Genomic DNA, 17,844 nt, shown 5'->3' with positions numbered 1-17,844 from the left:
ACCCAAGTAGTATATTAATGTATCGCAGGCTTGATAATTGTATCGCGGTCTGCCACCGCGATATATTAGCCCGTGGTGTTTGGCGCGCTTGCCAAGAGCCCTGAACGCCATCAAATCTATATTCACGGCGTCAGATGAAATCAGGAGCAAAAATGAAGGCCGCAATACTCGCTGCTGGCTATTCTACAAGAATGGCACCATTGTCAGCAAACATGCCAAAACACCTCCTCCCGGTGGCAGGTCAACCACTAATCTTTCATACCCTCCGAGCGCTACGTGAAGCAGGTATCGAAGAAACTCTGATCATCACAGGATACAGAGAGGAGGATCTTAGAAGGGGAATTAACGAGCATGACTGGACCCCCATGAAAATAGAGTACATTACGCAGACAGAACGTAAGGGGACCGCTCATGCTGCTGCTCTTGCAAAGGAATTTGCAGGGAATGATGAAATTCTTCTAATGAATGGGGATGTAATGATGGGTGCTGGCGAATTCACGAATCTCATCGCCTGTCACTCCAAGAGCGGATTACACATGACTATGGCGGTAATATACAAAGAGGACCCAACTTCATACGGGGTTGTTGTGGCAGATCAAAAAAGCAAGGCCACTGACCTCGTTGAGAAACCGCCAAAGGAGAGCATCCCAAGTAATCTAGTTAATGCGGGAATATACATTGCTGGACCAAAACTCTGGGAGGCCATTGCAAAGACGGGGCTTTCATCTCGTGGGGAGTATGAGATCACCGACTCCATTAAGATGCTCATCAACCAAGGGCAGGTCAATGTATACAAGATACAGACTTGGTGGATTGATGTAGGACGACCGTGGGATCTACTGACTGCAAACGAACAGATTCTAAAAGATGCAGTACGCCGGATAGAGGGGACAGTCGAAGAAGGAGCGACTATCAAAGGGAACGTTATTGTCGATCCAAGTGCAATCATTAGAAGTGGGGCATATATTATGGGACCTGCATTCATTGGTCCCGAGTGTGTGGTGGGACCAAACTGCTTCATTAGACCATATACATATCTCGAACGCAAGGTCAAGGTCGGTAATGCTGTAGAGATCAAAAATTCAATCATTATGCAGGGAACAAATGTGGGCCATCTCTCGTATGTCGGAGATAGTATAATTGGTAGACACTCCAATTTCGGGGCGGGGACGATCACAGCCAATCTACGTCATGATAACAAGTCAGTAAAGGTAACAGTCAAGGGGAAACGTATGGATTCCGGTAGACGAAAGATGGGGGCAATAATCGGGGATGATGTCAAGACGGGAATTGGTACGTCAATAGGTCCCGGTGTGGTCATTCATCAGGGAGCCAGAACAGGAATCGGCGTGATCGTTGATAGGGATATCCCAGCCCATACACTGGTCATAGCCGAACAACCAAAACAGAGTATCAGTCTGAAGTCATAAAGAGGGACAGATTTCTTGCAAGAAGAATTTCAAGAACACAATGCGTACCTCAAGGACTCTAGGAACGTCGATGTACTCTTCGGAATGTGTTATCCTTCAACATATCGAGCGGGGATGACGGGTCTTGCAACGCACCTTTTTTATTCAGCACTGAATTTGAGATCGGATACGTCATGTGAGAGATACTTTAGGTATGACACAAGATCGCCCGTCCATTCAGTCGAGTCCGGTCGCCCACTTCGATCAAACCACATTATTGGGTTCACACTTACTTACGAGAACGACATTTTGCATCTTGTCCAGATGTTAGAGATGGGAGAGATTCCAATCTGGAATACAGCTCGAACTGAAAAAGACCCGATAGTGATCGTAGGAGGACCCGCAATAAGCGGAAATCCGGAACCCTATAGGGACTTTGTTGACGCATTTGCAATTGGAGAGGGGGACTTTGTAATTCATGGAATCATTGAGGCTGCAAAAAGCTCTAATACTCGCAGAGAGACAATTTCGCGGTTAGCCACAATACCCTCTGTTTATGTACCAACAATAGAGCAGGGAATCATTAAGAGAAGCATAATTAGGGACATTGATGATCTATTCCATCCCACACAACAAGTGGTGCCCATAGTCCCAGATGGGGATAGACGCGAGCCAGTTTTTGGAAAGGCGTTATTAGTTGAGGTCACACGAGGCTGTAAACACTCATGCAAATTTTGTCTGATTGGACATATCTCACGTCCTGGAAGAACAAGATCGCTGGAAAGCGTGAAGAATATCATTATCGAAGGAATCCAGAAGACACCAGTACGAAAGGTCGCACTCATTGGATCCTCAGTAGGAGACATGGATGAGTTAGAAGACCTCATGGCATGGATGGAAAAAAAAGAACTAGAGTTTTCTGTACCATCTCTGAGGGCAGATAGAATCACCAAGAACACCTTGAAGCTATTAGCAAAGGTGGGGCAACGTACACTGACATTTGCCCCCGAGACCGGATCAGAAGAGCTGAGGCGATCTCTCGGGAAGGGCCTTAGTGATGAGCATATTGAGAGAGCCGCAGCAATGGCAACTGAGGCAGGTATGCGAGCAATCAAATTATACTTCATCGTGGGACTACCCGGTGAAACGGAAGAGGATGTAAAGAGTATTGGGACAATGGTCCGACGTATCTCTGACATATCAGGACTCAAAGTCACCGTAAGCGCCAACCCATTTATTCCAAAGGCGCATACAAGATTCGAGCGAGAACCACAACTGCCCATTTCAGAGATTCGGCGGAGGCTAAGGATCGTCGAAAAGGACTTGCGTAACATCCCTCACTCCACGATAGAGTCATTAGACCCAAGATTTGCAAGAATACAGGCCGCATTATCATTGGGCGACCGATCTCTCTCAAAGGTCATATGGAAAGCCGCACAATATGGAGGGCTTGGTGGGTGGAGGCGTGGAGAAAAGGAAACAGGGATTGAATTCTTCAATCTGGCCAACAATGGGGAGAGACTTCAAGACACACTACCTTGGTCATTTATAAGATAAGGACTTGAGTGGCCAACAGGAGATATATTATAAGGCATAATTTGGAAGAAACTAGTAAGAACGACCCGTGACTATTGAGAGTACGCGGTCAGCCGGTGGTCCTCATGGAAAGAAAGGACTTCGAGAAAGCATTTCCCGCACTCAGTGATGAGATGGCGACTGGCGAAACAAAGACGTATAGAATTGCCGGAGTTCGTCAAGAAATGAACGAGTCAAGGTCTCCTGGAGAGAAAGAAACATACCTACCAGATGTGGTCGACTACATACGCCGTTGTGATACTGTTTCTCAGGCTGTTGAGATTATTGAGTACTTGCTTAAACGAGGGGAGCTTACCAAGTCCCAAGCATCGTCTATCAAGAGACAACTCAAATCAGAAGGCCTTAGAAGCTTCGGCGCCAAAAAGGAACGTGACTACTATCTTCATCACGGCATTGGAGAATGATTACGAATATACAATGAATAGCCGCCAGTCACATCATTAGAGGTTCCAAGAAACTTCATAGTGAATTGCTTATGCCACTCTGTAGAGTTCAGGGAGAAGTGTATCTGTATACTCCCTGATCCCGAGCCCAAGAGATTGTAGATGGATCACACCGTTTGAGTTCTCGTTCGGGAAACTCGCTTAGTAGTGCCCAACCAAGGTCAAGGGTCTCCTCGAAGGACCTATCCTCATGCTCACCTTGATTAATGAATTTATGTTCAAAGCGGTTAGCAAAGTTGAGATATTTTTGATCGCGTTCTGTGAGAGCCTCTGAACCAACCACTGCAACAAGATCTCGCAGGTCGCGCCCCTCAGAATAGGCATAGTACAGCTGGGCCTGGACTTCTTTGTGATCGAATCGAGTCATATCCTTACCAATACCTTCCTTCATCAACCGGCTGAGGGAAGGACCGGGATCGATGGGGGGGTAAATACCCGCGCGATGCAGACTACGACTGAGGATAATCTGCCCCTCAGTAATGTATCCTGATAGATCGGGAATTGGATGAGTCATGTCATCTTGAGGCATGGAGAGAATTGGCATCTGAGTGATAGTACCCTTACGTCCATGTATTCGTCCTGCTCGTTCATATATCATACTTAGATCGGTATAGAGATAACCGGGATAACCACGACGACCGGGAACCTCGGACCTGGCCGCACTGATCTCACGCAGAGCTTCAGCATAGTTGGTCATGTCGGACAGAAGAACAAGTACGTGCATATCGGACTCATAGGCAAGGTATTCAGCAGCTGTTAGTGCTGCACGAGGTGTGATGATACGCTCAATAGCAGGATCATCAGCCAGATTTAGAAATAGAGCGGTATGTTCCAGCGCACCTGTTTCTTCAAATGATTTGATGAAATACTGAGCCTCTGTTGCCGTGATGCCCATAGCCGCAAAGACTATTGCAAAGTCGGACTCTTCTCCGGGGATCTTGGCCTGACGAACAATCTGTGCTGCAATTCTATTATGAGGCAGACCAGAACCAGAAAAGATTGGTAGCTTTTGGCCTCGTACCAAAGTGTTTAGACCATCAATCACTGAGAGACCTGTTTGAATGGGTTGGCGCGGATATTGTCGCGCGTAGGGATTAATAGGAGAACCATAGATATCCCAGTGGTCCTCAGCAGTAAGAGGAGGACCATCATCCAGCGGATCACCAGAGCCATCAAGAACTCTTCCAAGAATTTCGGTAGATACTGGAAGCTTCAGGGTCTCACCAGTAAAACGTACTGCCGTAAAAGTTGTGTCAAGACCACTAGTTCCCTCAAAGACCTGAATTACAGCCTTCCCACGCCCAGTCTCAAGAACCGTGCCTGTAAGGAGTTTACCCGAGGGAGTACGGATTCTGACCACTTCATTATATGCGACATTATGTGTGTTTTCCACTACGAGGAGCGGGCCACTTACATCGGAAACTGTTCGATAAGTGATTGATGTTTCCTTGCTCATATCGAGTCCGCCTACGGCAGGGTTCGGCCGCAGGAGTGGGTCGGGCATTTCAGTTTTAAGAATTCCCCTATGAGCCAAAATGATTGGCGAAGAGAAGACCTATAGAAATGGTTGAGTATACATGAAGACACAAACACATAGAAGAATGATACCTCGCACGATAAGTGAAGTACCACGTTCAGTCATTTCGGATGAGGGCTGAGTGAAACGCATAATCGCACCACCAAGTATACAGATTGCTCCAACCAGATCTGCAAAGGCCAGTAACAAGAACATGAGGTCGCCATCGTTCATCCCGATCAAGTCCATCAGCATGACATCTCCATCAGCCAAAATGGCAGCTGCCATAGGAGATCCTGTGGCAAGACTTGCAAATACGGGACCAACAAAAAACGCAATGATTCCGAAGCTGACTAGAACCTTTGCCATCGAGTCATGAAGAGTCGTTGCATATACAATGAAACCAAGTACAATGAAGATAAAATACAGGCGAACAATGAATATGTACAAGACATGAAGAGCCGCACCCATACTATCAAGAAGCCCTTGAAGTGGTCCAGCACTAATAGGATTCGTCACCTGTTGTAGGAGAAGTTGTAGTACTTGATTACCGGATAACCCCATCTCTATTCATAAGGTATGTATTGAGAGGAGGATTTAATGACCACTCAATTCCAACTCCGCCTTGATAATCTGAAGGTCTTGACGTATGATATCGGCAGTCTTTGGAAAACGTAATGCCGCTGCTGGATGGTAGGTCATAAAGAATTTCTGCTCTTCTGTCTCATAGAAGCGTCCATGCGCCTCAGAGAGCCGCCACGGACCAATAACAGCAGAGATTGCCACGCCCCCAACAAGCATAACAATCGCAGGACGAATCGCCTCGATCTGGCGAAAGAGATAGGGGATACATGATGCAATCTCGCCTTGTCGAGGAGTACGATTTTTCGGTGGCCTGCATTTCATGACTGAAGTGATAAAAATCTCATCACGAGAAATCCCAATTTCTGAGAGAAGTGTGGTCAAGAGCTCCCCGGATCGGCCAACAAAAGGTCTACCAGTTTCGTCTTCACGTGCTCCAGGAGCCTCGCCGACTATCATCAGGCGAGCAGTAGGGGATCCTTCTCCAGGCACTGTATGAAGACGAGTCTCGTGCAGTGGACAGTTGGTGCACTGCGCAATTTCGGAGCGAATGGCATCTAGCTGTGAGATCACCATAATTATCAACTGAGAGTCATAGCCGCTTGTAATAAACTCAGAGGCCTACTCAGACATTCAAGGAATTATTCCATAGCATGAGAAACAACGCCAGCCGCTGCCAGTTCTTCTGAGAGAGCTTGAAACTCATGCTCCATTTTCTCCTCGATGGCATCCATTGTCGAGTCATAGCTATCCCATGGTGCAATCTTCATCCGTGCAATATTATCCAAGACGCTAAATTCAAGGATACGCCGCACACTGGCACCTACATCAACTATTTCAGACATCTTGCGTGCGAAGTTGATAATAATTCGAAGCATTCGGTATGTCTTCCCAATAGGACAATAGGTATCGATCTCGTGTAAGGCGCTCTGGGTGAGGAAGTCTTCCTTGATGATTCGTGCTGCCTCCAAGGTTGCCCGTTCTGATTCGGGTAGGGCGTCAGGCCCAACCAACTGGACGATCTCTCTAAGTTCTTGATCCTTCTGTAGAATTGCCATTGCGGCCTTTACCAATTCAGGCCAGTCGGGCCCAAGATGCTCTTTATGCCACTCTTCAAGTGTACTATGATAGAGTGAATAACTTGTCAGTGTATTAATTGCGGGGAAGAATCGTCTAGCGGCCAAATCTTTGTCTAATGCCCAAAAGACCTTGACAATACGTAAAGTTGCCTGAGTAACTGGCTCCGAAAAGTCACCACCGGGAGGCGATACCGCTCCACAGATGGTGATTGACCCAAATCGTTTGTCAGACCCTAGTGTTTCCATACGCCCCCCGCGTTCATAGAATTGAGCAAGGCGTGAACCAAGATAAGCCGGATAACCCTCCTCCGAAGGTAACTGTCCAAGACGACCTGAGATCTCTCGCAAGGCCTCAGCCCATCTAGATGTAGAATCGGCCATCAGTGCCACATCATAACCCTGATCCCTGAAATATTCAGCAATGGTCACTGCAACATAGATAGAGGCCTCTCGTGCTGCAACAGGCATATTCGAGGTGTTTGCGATAAGAACGGTACGTTCCATTAGTGGACGTCCAGTCCGTGGATCTTTCAGGTGCGGCCACTCTTCAAGTGCCTCGGTCATCTCATTGCCTCGTTCGCCGCAGCCCACATATACAACAACCTGAGCATCAGCCCATTTAGCAAATTGATGGAGGGTAACAGTTTTCCCAGTCCCGAATCCTCCAGGAATCGCACCAGTGCCCCCTTTTGCCTGAGGCATGAACGTATCAATAACTCGTTGCCCGGTGATAAGAGGAGTGTCCATGGGTGCTCGTGTTTTGTAGGTTCTGCCTATACGAACTGGGGTCTTCTGCAGCATAATGACATCATAAATGTCACCACGAGCATCCTTGACCTTACAGATTGTATCGACAATAGTATATTCCCCCTCGGGGACTATTTCAACTATCTCCCCTTCAACATTGTGAGGGATTAAAATCTTGGAAGTGATAATACCAGTTTCGGGAACCTCACCGATGATGTCACCAGGTAAGACCGTGTCGCCCTCTTTTTTGGTGGGTTTAAACAGCCATTTCTTTTCTTTATCAAGACCCTCAACTGTAAGACCACGAGTGATAAAATCTCCAGACAACTCTTTTAGTTCTGGAAGTGGTCGCTGAATGCCATCATAAATGGACCCGAGTAGGCCAGGACCAAGCTCAACAGAGAGAGGGCTGCCAGTAGCAATAACGGGCTCACCCGGGGCAACTCCGGAGGTTTCCTCGTATACTTGAACTGTAAACTCGTCTTCCGAAACTTCGATGACTTCTCCGATGAGTTTCTCGTCACCGACTCGGACAACTTCATACATTTGCACACCCGGAATCCCACTACATCGGACTACAGGCCCGGCAATACTCTCAATCCGTCCAATATGTTCGGTCATGTGTTCATCCACCAATGATGGTCTATTAGATATTAATTTCAATTCCAACTGCGCGACGGACAAGTTCTTTGAGAATGGTCTCATAAGCACCAGTAGATCCGCTTCGATCAGGAATAAGAATGATGACAGGAATTGGTGCCTCAGAGAAATCGAGAATGGTATCTTCAATGGTCTTTGCCAGCGGTTCGGTGATAAGAATAAGACCCATTGAGGGATCACTGAAATAAGACTGAAGGGCTTGTCTGGTCTCTGAGGGATTTTGAGGCACTGTACTCTCAGTCACCCCAGCCATTCTAAAGCCAATAACCGTGTCCCGGTCACCAATTACCGCGATTTTGTCACTTACCATTGGGAGAGTCCACACAGCAGTTGTAGTCTGGCTCTTGCTCAGGTGCTTGACTAAAAAGCATTTGGAATTGGTCTAAATGCATGAGCATCTCATCGTTCAATGAATTGACGTATGATCTCAACTTCGTCTATCATAGTCCAGCAATACAAGCACTTGAGTTTCATAGGTTTGCGAGAGACCACTTGATACTTTGGCAGAATAGGCTCACGTTCCTTATTTGTGATGCACCGGGGATTAGGACATGTCACAATATTGGTCAATTGATCAGGAAGCTCAACACGACGTTTGTCAATGACCTGTGAGTCACGAATCTTGTTGATCGTTGCATCAGGAGCAACAAGTGCAATACGTGCCACTTCAGAGTCTTCGAGAAAGCGGTCTTCAATCTTAACAATGTCCTTACTGCCAATCCGTGAACTAGAAATGTTCATGGCGAGAGTGACGACACTGCCCTCTTTTCCGGTTATGCCAAGGATCTTGAGAACCTCAAGGGCATGTCCCGCCCGAATATGATCGATGACCGTGCCATTATGGATTTTGACAATCCGAATATTTCCAATCTTGTCATCAGTCAAGCTACAGCACCACAATCATGTAAAGTCAATGAGCCTATTATATGAACCAAATTTGCTCTGCTGCTGGCGGCCCCATAGTCCAATTTATCACTTCCGCAATAACTCATAAGGGAGCTGTGTGAAAAGTCCACAGACATAGATCGTTCAAGTCAGAATGGATCCCGAAACGTTTTGGATTCGATCGCAAAATGGTGTTCATACATCTCATGATCACTATTTCACTGACTTTTCACACAGAGCCACTCATAAGAGAAGGTTGATATGTGTAACATGACGATTCTGCTACAAGACATGGTGAAGAACATTGGTCCTTGAAGGTCTGGGAAAAGCGCTAAATTCTGCGCTCAAGAAATTGTTTGGTGCAAGTGTTATTGATGAGGATCTTGTAAAAGAGCTCGTACGCGATATTCAGCGCGCTCTACTCCAAGCAGATGTTGATGTCAATCTCGTAATGGCAATTACTAAGCGGGTTCAAGAACAAGCCCTTGCAGAGAATCTTCCGCGAGGGATTTCCAGAAGGGAACATATCATCCGTGTGGTATGGGATTCACTAGCATATTTTTTGGGAGAGAAACCAGTCCCATTGACCATTCACCCGGGCAAGCCCAATGTCATTATGTTAGTAGGAATTCAAGGTTCGGGTAAAACAACATCCATTGGAAAGCTTGCAAGATATTATCAGAAGAGAGGTATCAAGACGGGAGTAATCTGTGCGGACAACTTTCGCCCAGGGGCGTATAATCAGCTCAAGCAGCTCGCCGAAAAATCGAACATACCGTTCTATGGTGATGAGAAGGAGAAAAACGCAGTCAAACTTGCTAAACGCGGCGTTTCAGAGATGAAAAAGAAGGGTATCGAACTGATCTTAGTAGATACCTCTGGACGCCATAGAGAGGAAACAGGTCTCATCAAAGAGATGCGGGATATTGCAAAGGCAATCAAGCCTCAAGAGATTATTCTGGTAATCGATGGTACACTCGGGCAACAGGCAGGCTCACAGGCAGCAGCGTTCAAGAAAGCCACCAATGTTGGATCAATAATAGTGACCAAACTTGATGGCGGGGCAAAAGGTGGCGGTGCCCTATCCGCAGTAGCAGCAACGGGAGCGCCGATCAAATTCATCGGCGTAGGTGAAGGAATGGACGCTTTTGAGCCATTCAATCCCACGAAATTTGCAGGCCGCTTGCTGGGTATGTCCGACATCAAGGGTCTCATTGAAAAGGTGAAAGAGGCCCAGATAGAATTTGACGAGGACGCAGCAAAGCGACTCATGAAGGGGCAATTTACTCTGACAGATATGATGGCGCAGCTACGACAACTGAAAAAGATGGGGCCAATGGGAAAAGTCATGGAGATGTTAGGGCTCAAATATAAACTTCCGGAAGACGTTGCCCAGCTTCAAGAAGAGAACTTACGCAAGTTCGAAATCATAATGAATTCCATGACCAAGGAAGAATTGGATAACCCAAAAATCCTGAAAGCGTCGAGACTCAGACGCATAGCAAAAGGATCCGGCACTACTACACAGGATGTCCGTGAACTTCTCAAACAGTATGAACAGATGAAGAAGATGATGAAGTCCTTTGGGAAACAGAGGAGAGGCAGGAGAGGTGGAGGATTTCCAGCAGTCCCAGGCCTTCCAGGAATGTAAGCCAATATGATTCATTGATGATGTTGATGTGGATCACATGGGAATAACTAGAAAATTTGTTGTGACGCTTCGGGAGATCACCATCACACGGCAGTCTGTAAAAAATGGAACAAATCCACCTCAGGTCGTAAGTATTTGCAGGAGCATCAATGTGGCTCTTTTCCTTTCAGGGAATCTAAGACACGACGCAGAGATAGACATTGTATCCGGAACGGCAGACGACCTGAACGTGATAGCCTTTCGCGGGGACAAGATTCGTAGAGTATCTCCCGACGAACGCTCAATCTCATTCTTCTTGTTAAAAGCGATCACGATTCTCGATGAGTTGCAGGTTGGAGAACAACGAATCATGGATAATGGGATCGTAGTCAAGAAGACGAATTTAGATGTGCTGGCTGACAGATGGAGAAAAGAAACCCTACACATTGCATACCCACGGGACCAGACCACACCTATAATGCTCAGAAACGCCGAAGGCATTTTTCTGTATGATATTGACGAAGTACTAGATATAGAACGTTGGCCTGATGCAAAGAGGCTTTATAGATACCATAATCCTGAACGGTTTATCATTGAAGTAAATCGAGTTTCCGATCTGATAGTATGTCACTGAGGAAACCTTGATAATAATAGCAGTCTAGAATAACTTAATGCGGCCCCGAGTGTGAATGCTCTTGCCAACAAACGTAACTCCTGAGTTTGACAAGCAGCGACAGATATACGAGGATACAGAAGACCTCGAACAGAGGATAGTAGAACTTCAGAAACTTTTGGCGCTTGCTCCTAATCATAAGGGAGCCGAACGTATGATTGGCGATTACCGAAAGAAGCTCGCCAAACTTCGTGCCGAATTGGAGAAGAGAAGGGAACAGGAGAGAGCTCGTAAGAGTAGCAGCTCGGATGAGGGAGTGGTCCGCAAAGAAGGGGCTGGACAGGTCTGCCTAATCGGTGTGACCAACTCTGGAAAATCGACCATCATCGATACTGTCACAAATGCGGATGTCACCATTGGGGATTACCCGTTCACCACACCAGTCCCGACTCCAGCCATGCTCACATACGAGGACATCAATATTCAGCTCGTAGAACTGCCAGGCCTATTTGAGGGGAGTTATGACTCAGGTATAGGACGACAATCTCTTGCAGTTGCACGAAATACTGATCTTATAGCAATCATAATCGATCTCTCCCAAGATATTGAATTTCAGATGAAGACAATATTAGGAGAATTGGACAGAGCAAGAATTCGATTGAATAGGGAGAAGAGTGCGGTCCGTGTTGAAAGAACAGGATTGGGAGGCCTGATGATTTATGGAGTTCAAAATTTTGAGGGCACACGTGAAGAAGTCATAGAATTCCTTCAGCGACGTAAGATTACTAATATTATCGTCCGATTTCAGAAACCAGCTACGTTCCAACAACTCATCGACGCGCTGGATGCAAGTGTTGCATTTGTTCGCGCCATGGTAATTGCTACAAAGGGAGATGTGCCCGGATCAAAAGAGCGGTTTGAGGAATTAAAGAGTAAATATGGAGATAGATTTGACATCATTCCGATCAGTGCATTAAAGGGCGAGAATATCGATGAGATGAAGCATTCGCTCTTCAAACATTTAGATATTCTACGAATCTACACGAAAATCCCGGGTCGAAAGGCGGAGAAGAAACCAATAGTCCTTCCCGAAGGCGCAATTGTAGAAGATGCAGCCGCAAAGGTTCATCGTGAGCTTTTCATAAAACGATTCAGAGCCGCTGTCATCTACCGCGAAACAGATAAAATAAAACGCCGACAAGTAGGTCTCAACTACCCATTACGGGATGGGGATGTTCTCCAACTGATGCATTCATAGAGGCGAAAGATGTGCCAAGGGGAATTCCTAGGCTTGTTGTTGTACTAGTAGAGCCCGAGAGCCCCGGGAATGTTGGATTCGTGGCACGTGTTCTTGCAAATTTTGGGGTGTCCGAATTACGAATAGTAGGTCCGGATGTTCGTGATGAAGATTATGCGATCATGTTCGCCGTTCATGCAAAGACTATTCTTGAGTCTTCAGAGATTCACACATCATTGGAATCCGCCATCAAGGATACAGATAGTGCGTGGGCTGCAACAGCTCGATATGGTGGTTATAATAGTGTGTCAAGGGCACTTGTGCCTCTACCTGAACTTCCGAATCCGACCTTGTATGGAAGGGTTGCTCTTGTCTTTGGGCGCGAAAGTGCAGGTCTCACTAATGAGGAGATTGCTCAGTGTGACCTATCATTCACAATCCCTGTGTCTGAACAATATAGTAGTATGAATCTCAGTCACGCTGTGGCAGTCACATTGTATAGTCTTTTTGAGAGATACAATGTTGCAGATAGCAGTACTCCTCGCCCAATACAGGTTCCATCAACTAAAGAGGAACGAGAGCAAGTATGCAAGTTCTTTGATGAGATAGTTGATGAACTCCCTCTGAAAGACTTTCGAAGACCGATTGCAAAACAGGTCTTCCGCAATATAATGGGAAGAGCGTATATGACGGGTAGAGAGGTCGCTACAATGACAGGCACCACCCGTAAAATACGCAACTGTATCAAAGGCTGCGCAGGAAAGTATCAGGCAACACCATAACCAAGACGACGCCTAAGCTCGGGGTCTATCTTGTCGAAGACGATCTTGCAGGGTGTTGGGAATTTGGGTGCAGCCTTCTTTAGCGCCTCGCGTGCAGCTCCAATGTGCTCCCTATTGACACGGATCGTGATAAGAGGCTGGCCAGGCCGGACTCGTGCGGCTGAACCAATGACCTTTCCCCATGCCTTACGCATACCATCTTGAACACGGTCTGCACCAGCACCGGAAATCATCTTGTTTTCTCGAAGGTAGTGATATGGCTTGACACGGATCCGTAGATGGTAATTCTTTCGTGTCACTTTCTTGGTCATATGACGGTTAGAAGCAATACGCGCCGCTTCTAGAGCCTGATGCCTAATCTGACATCTCTCGAGACCAATCAAAGACAGTTCGATTTCGAAATCACCACGTGTGTTCCCCATATCAAAGCTAACAATTCGACTGGCAGGCTGCCTGTGAATATACTTTTTACGAACGAATGGAGGTCTGTCACAGAATCGATAACAGTGTCCTGGTCGTTTTCCCATTTTTATTCACCATTCTCTAGATTGGTCTCAGTCCAAGAGCGGCTGAATTCAGGGTCATGCTTTGGGCTTCTAATAAAAGCATTATGGCGTGGCTATCAAGTTGGTGATGCACGCATCTGAAGGGCACCTAACACAAGCAATGGGAAAATAATAGTCACATCACCAATCACTGTAGCGAACTTTGCCTCCTCCTGCATTTTTTGCCACGAAACCCCTTCAACAAGAGGAGCTCCACTAAGACTGCCGCCCTCTGGTCGATCAAGAGTGATCTGTACTGCATAATCCAGACCACCACGTAGAATCGTACTGCCCATGGTGAAATGCTTTGTGAGACCTCCACCTAGCATAATAGCACCAGTCTTTTTCGCCTCGTTCACAATACCTGATAATATCCTAAGGTCCTTGACAAAATCAAGGGTGACATTAGTGACCGTGCTGTAAGTGAACAGATGGAATCCCAACATTGAATCCATGAGGCCAGGAGAGAAGATGGGAACCCCATGATGCGCGGCCTGATAGATGAACGATTCATGATCATCTAATGTGGCTCCGAGTCTCTGAAGAAATTCACTTGGACCGAGTTGCGTTCGATCTTGTACCGCTAGACCATCAAGAAAGTCGTAGATCTTTTTCTCAAAGACCTCAAAGTCCTCTTCTCGTGTAAAGATATCGGCTATTCGTCCCATTCCCTGATGTCTGAGCGTCTGATCACTTGTCCCGGGTGGAAGCTGATAGTGTCTGCCGCCGTAGGCCTCCAGTAGGTCGTGCACAATATTCGCACCACTTGTCACAATGACATCAATAAGTTCCTTCTCCACAAGTTGACTGACTATTTTTCTGATTCCCCCAGGCACAAGTGGACCCGACATGGATAGATAGGTCATGCAAGTAGGATCGTCAAACATCCGAGAAACTATTGTCGCCGCACGTCCAAGTCGTCCTGCACCGAGCACACCAACATCACTCATAGCACGTAGAAGGTCAGATAGATCGTTCACTTTCGCAGGATCAATATGTTCCACTCGATGCAAGAGTATCACCAAAATAGGCCAAGAACGTAGTGTGATAAACGATTCTATAATGGAGAATAAGAGAAGGTGCGCGAGCCCAGGTCGTTTCCGGGAGGGCATGACCGTGTCCCGCGCTAGCTAGAATAGAACACGTATGATGGAATGATAACACTAATCGATTCAGTATTCCTATGCATGGGTGTTGTTTTGAGAGAACTATTAGCATATGGAGGGATCACCGAAAGTAATTAAGCCGGAGTGAGCACAAGATGAATAAAGACAACAGCATCTGAAAACACATGCAAGTTGGAATGGATTTCACCAGTTCAATCGTAATAGCCGTTGCATTTGGAGCTCAAGTCATTTGGACATTTATAATCAGACGTGGTCAAGCCGCATATGTAAGGGACCTCTACCATTTTAGGTATCCGTCAACAAAATTTTCACGTTATTACCATTGGAGAATGTCTTCGCAGATTGTGACAATTGTAGAGGCCCTACTAGTGAATGGAATATCACTGGGAGCAGTCATATACTTCGGGATTTTGACTCTTGGTTTCTATGCGTTCCGCGAGATTTCATGGCTAATCTTGGTGATGGTGGGATTTTCAATAATAACCTTAGTTCAAATCATTCAGAGATCACGTAAAATGTATCGTATTGAGAAAACAACCATTCAAAACATAGAACAATCCGCGGATAAAATTGCAGAAGCAAGATCAATTGTGGAACGATACATAAGAGCCGGAGAATTCACCAAAGTCAGTGTCTGGTTAGCACTATTTCGAGTGGCACAGGTTCAGAATAGTGTAGGATGGGCCATTCGAGATGTGCTTCTTGAAAAACGGGACACGTTTCATACCACTGATAAAGCCGGAGAAGGCCCCATAGGCACATCAGATAATCAGACAGGCCCATCAATTGAGTAGAGTATCATCAATTACGTTCATGTAGCAAGTCTTAAATGGAGTCTCGAAGGCGTGAACGAGAACTCAAACTGCGAGGAATCCCGAATGTCCACAAGCGATGTGATAAAAGGACGACGAGGCGTAGTTTCAAGCTACCGTAGAGGAAAACATCTGATACACACAAACCAAGTCATATTGGTCATCGATGGAATTGAAACTCGAAAACAGGCTGCTACACTCATTGGTCGTAAGGTCAAATGGGTATCTGAAACAGGTCGGGAGTTCCTTGGTAAGGTATTAGGCCTTCATGGAAATAGTGGCGCAGTACGTGCTAAATTCCGCACCAATCTTCCGGGTCAAGCCATTGGCACTCCAGTGGTCATTGAATAGATCAACTTCGAGCCTCAGTGTCAACTTTTATCAACAATAATTCTTAGAGTTATATGGCTCCGATGATGCGAATGGCTATCCGAGGGTGTACTCGCCCAACGACGATTCATAGTTAAACTGAGGGGCCAACTTATTAAGGTCCCACTAGGAACGTGACCTCGGTGCTCAACTGGTTCTTCTATTACGTGGTATATCTAGCAGCAGGTGTGACTCTCAAACTTGGAGATGATCTACTTGATGAGTTGAATAGACCAAGATTGGCATGGATCCCACTCTTACTTGCAGGGGTTTCTTTCGGGATTTTAATGACGCAGACTGAATGGGACCTCGTGCTAATGACGGCAATCATTTTAGCTGTAATAGCATCAGGGAAAGTAAATAGGCCTCAATTTTTCATCGGGTTCGTCATGATTGGAGGGATCTTATGGTATGTGGGAATCCCACAGATCACTAACTGGTTCGTGTGGGTCACGATCCTTGTGACGCTGATGGTTGGTGCAGCTCTAGATGAATGGGGAAATGACAGAACCGAACGATTCTCGAAAGGCATGATGAATACGTTCTTTGAGTACAGATTTACCCTCAAATTGTCAGCACTTGTACTGGGAATGTTCTGGCGCGAATTCATTCCCACAGCGATTGGACTCTGGCTGTTCGATATAGGATATGAGTTGACAAGAAAGGCGGTCACATTTGTTCTCGAACATGACGATAGGCAAGACTACAACACACATCAAGAAAGGCTGGATTCAGATCGTGGTGCTTAGCCTCTTGGACGCCCTGTTCACTGATGTAGGCAATGCCATTGACTCCTGCGCGTACAGCATAGAGATCCGTGTCGATTTTATGTTGCCCAAGAGGACGTGCACAACCAAGAAGCAACGGAATATCAGGAAGGCCCAAACGGGCCGCAAGAAGAACGCGTCCTATTGATTCGGGCGAAGGCGGTGGCAAATTCTCCATGGGGGTATGCCGAAGAGGGCTTAATGCGATAATCACTACAGCTTCAGGAGAGAATTCCGAGACCATCTGAAGAGCCTCAATCTCACCTCGGACTTGACCATAATAGAGCCCGACCATTATGTGAGGAACTATAGGAACCCCAGATTCTTTCAGGAGAGATAGCGAGACCCTCATCTTATGTGGGCCATCTTCAATATGATATATTTCTCGTGACACAACCTCATCTCCGATCACATCCAACATTGCTGCATCAACTTCGGCCTGCGCCAGCATCTCCGCAGTTTCTTGTCTCACAAGACCAGTATGTACTACCACCTCTAATCCGAGCTTCTGCTTTGCATATTTTATTGCCTCACCAAAACGTAATAGAGGAACATGCCCGGCTGCGTCAGAACCACCACTAATCAGAACTCCGTCCCCACCAGCCGCCTTTGCACGTTCGAGCCGCCGTATCATTTGCTCAGGACTTGTGGTAGATTCCATTCCCACAAGAAGCCGACTCTTACAATGCTCACACATGAGAGAACAAGAGGTACCGGTCACGCTTAGAGAGATGAAGTTTTCAGTATTGCTTTGCTTATGTGAGGGAATATTGTGAGGATAGGAGGTTGGGCCGTAACAGTAAAAATTGCGACCAAAGTTATGCTTGCGGACGCTGAACCCCTTCCGCAAGAATTCGTCCAATTCGGTTGCTGGAATTTCAAGTAGATGCATCCCATCTGAGAGAATGTCAAATGTCAATGTACGACCTCACATAGCGGGGAGGGGTTCATCATATTATAATTATGATGTTGCCACATGAGAAGCTACATAACGGGGTAAAGTCCGATGAACTCAGTCGCATGCATACAACCTGAAGGTGATACG

General features: G+C 46.4%; 19 protein-coding genes. 10 read left to right on the top strand and 9 right to left on the bottom strand.

Translation table 11 applies throughout. The features are described from left to right. Positions 1–134 precede the first annotated feature (134 nt). The 3 genes from K9W43_00710 to K9W43_00700 all read left to right on the top strand — a co-directional run bounded on the left by K9W43_00710 (position 135) and on the right by K9W43_00700 (position 3,409). A complete protein-coding gene (locus K9W43_00710) occupies positions 135–1,430 on the top strand; it encodes an NTP transferase domain-containing protein (protein ID MCF2135742.1) in 1,296 nt (431 codons plus the stop codon). A 15-nt stretch (positions 1,431–1,445) separates the two neighbouring features. Then, positions 1,446–2,966 (top strand): B12-binding domain-containing radical SAM protein, encoded by a 1,521-nt coding sequence (locus tag K9W43_00705; protein ID MCF2135741.1) that lies wholly within the window; start codon positions 1,446–1,448, stop codon positions 2,964–2,966. A gap of 104 nt (positions 2,967–3,070) precedes the next feature. Then, positions 3,071–3,409 (top strand): DUF2095 family protein, encoded by a 339-nt coding sequence (locus K9W43_00700; protein ID MCF2135740.1) that lies wholly within the window; start codon positions 3,071–3,073, stop codon positions 3,407–3,409. Positions 3,410–3,497: 88 nt separating this feature from the next. Here the strand turns inward: K9W43_00700 and K9W43_00695 are convergent, their stop codons facing one another. From K9W43_00695 to pyrI, 6 genes are all read right to left on the bottom strand, one after another. Then, entirely contained in the window at positions 3,498–4,904 is a 1,407-nt protein-coding gene (locus K9W43_00695; protein MCF2135739.1) for a V-type ATP synthase subunit B, read from the bottom strand. A gap of 99 nt (positions 4,905–5,003) precedes the next feature. Further along, a complete protein-coding gene (locus K9W43_00690) occupies positions 5,004–5,528 on the bottom strand; it encodes a hypothetical protein (GenBank protein MCF2135738.1) in 525 nt (174 codons plus the stop codon). 33 nt (positions 5,529–5,561) lie between these two features. After that, on the bottom strand, positions 5,562–6,122 hold the full coding sequence (locus K9W43_00685) for a uracil-DNA glycosylase (protein MCF2135737.1): 561 nt from the start codon (positions 6,120–6,122) through the stop codon (positions 5,562–5,564). Positions 6,123–6,187: 65 nt separating this feature from the next. Further along, positions 6,188–7,993, bottom strand: coding sequence for a V-type ATP synthase subunit A (locus K9W43_00680; GenBank protein MCF2135736.1), 1,806 nt, complete (start codon positions 7,991–7,993; stop codon positions 6,188–6,190). A gap of 25 nt (positions 7,994–8,018) precedes the next feature. Beyond that, the gene (locus tag K9W43_00675; protein ID MCF2135735.1) at positions 8,019–8,342 is read right to left on the bottom strand and encodes a V-type ATP synthase subunit F; all 324 of its coding nucleotides are present in this window, start codon (positions 8,340–8,342) and stop codon (positions 8,019–8,021) included. Positions 8,343–8,431: 89 nt separating this feature from the next. Next, positions 8,432–8,917: an aspartate carbamoyltransferase regulatory subunit gene (pyrI, locus tag K9W43_00670; GenBank protein ID MCF2135734.1), complete on the bottom strand. Its 486-nt coding sequence runs from the start codon at positions 8,915–8,917 to the stop codon at positions 8,432–8,434. 304 nt (positions 8,918–9,221) lie between these two features. Here pyrI and K9W43_00665 point away from each other — a divergent pair, with 304 nt between their 5' ends. The 4 genes from K9W43_00665 to K9W43_00650 all read left to right on the top strand — a co-directional run bounded on the left by K9W43_00665 (position 9,222) and on the right by K9W43_00650 (position 13,179). Continuing rightward, positions 9,222–10,568: a signal recognition particle protein Srp54 gene (locus K9W43_00665; protein ID MCF2135733.1), complete on the top strand. Its 1,347-nt coding sequence runs from the start codon at positions 9,222–9,224 to the stop codon at positions 10,566–10,568. 37 nt (positions 10,569–10,605) lie between these two features. Beyond that, positions 10,606–11,181: a hypothetical protein gene (locus K9W43_00660; protein ID MCF2135732.1), complete on the top strand. Its 576-nt coding sequence runs from the start codon at positions 10,606–10,608 to the stop codon at positions 11,179–11,181. Positions 11,182–11,242: 61 nt separating this feature from the next. Then, complete coding sequence (locus K9W43_00655) at positions 11,243–12,418, top strand: 50S ribosome-binding GTPase (GenBank protein ID MCF2135731.1); 1,176 nt, start codon at positions 11,243–11,245, stop codon at positions 12,416–12,418. 11 nt (positions 12,419–12,429) lie between these two features. Further along, positions 12,430–13,179: an RNA methyltransferase gene (locus K9W43_00650; GenBank protein ID MCF2135730.1), complete on the top strand. Its 750-nt coding sequence runs from the start codon at positions 12,430–12,432 to the stop codon at positions 13,177–13,179. Here the strand turns inward: K9W43_00650 and K9W43_00645 are convergent. Then, on the bottom strand, positions 13,164–13,706 hold the full coding sequence (locus K9W43_00645) for a 50S ribosomal protein L16 (GenBank protein MCF2135729.1): 543 nt from the start codon (positions 13,704–13,706) through the stop codon (positions 13,164–13,166). The genes K9W43_00650 and K9W43_00645 overlap by 16 nt on opposite strands. Positions 13,707–13,801: 95 nt before the next feature. Beyond that, complete coding sequence (locus K9W43_00640) at positions 13,802–14,728, bottom strand: deoxyhypusine synthase (protein ID MCF2135728.1); 927 nt, start codon at positions 14,726–14,728, stop codon at positions 13,802–13,804. Positions 14,729–15,180: 452 nt separating this feature from the next. On the opposite strand from K9W43_00640, the gene K9W43_00635 reads away from it, so the two are divergent. The 3 genes from K9W43_00635 to K9W43_00625 all read left to right on the top strand — a co-directional run bounded on the left by K9W43_00635 (position 15,181) and on the right by K9W43_00625 (position 16,781). Next, positions 15,181–15,645 (top strand): hypothetical protein, encoded by a 465-nt coding sequence (locus K9W43_00635; protein MCF2135727.1) that lies wholly within the window; start codon positions 15,181–15,183, stop codon positions 15,643–15,645. An 84-nt stretch (positions 15,646–15,729) separates the two neighbouring features. Then, positions 15,730–16,014 (top strand): 50S ribosomal protein L35ae, encoded by a 285-nt coding sequence (locus K9W43_00630; protein MCF2135726.1) that lies wholly within the window; start codon positions 15,730–15,732, stop codon positions 16,012–16,014. A 185-nt stretch (positions 16,015–16,199) separates the two neighbouring features. Then, positions 16,200–16,781 (top strand): hypothetical protein, encoded by a 582-nt coding sequence (locus K9W43_00625; GenBank protein MCF2135725.1) that lies wholly within the window; start codon positions 16,200–16,202, stop codon positions 16,779–16,781. Here K9W43_00625 and K9W43_00620 read toward each other — a convergent pair. Beyond that, positions 16,702–17,718 carry a radical SAM protein gene (locus K9W43_00620; protein ID MCF2135724.1) on the bottom strand — a complete coding sequence of 339 codons (1,017 nt, stop codon included), beginning with the start codon at positions 17,716–17,718 and terminating at the stop codon, positions 16,702–16,704. The genes K9W43_00625 and K9W43_00620 overlap by 80 nt on opposite strands. Positions 17,719–17,844 lie beyond the last annotated feature (126 nt).

The organism is Candidatus Thorarchaeota archaeon (genome assembly GCA_021498125.1).
Classification (GTDB): Archaea; Asgardarchaeota; Thorarchaeia; order Thorarchaeales; family Thorarchaeaceae; genus B65-G9.
Note: the sequence above shows the minus strand (reverse complement) of the source record. Positions and strands in the feature narration are given on the sequence as shown.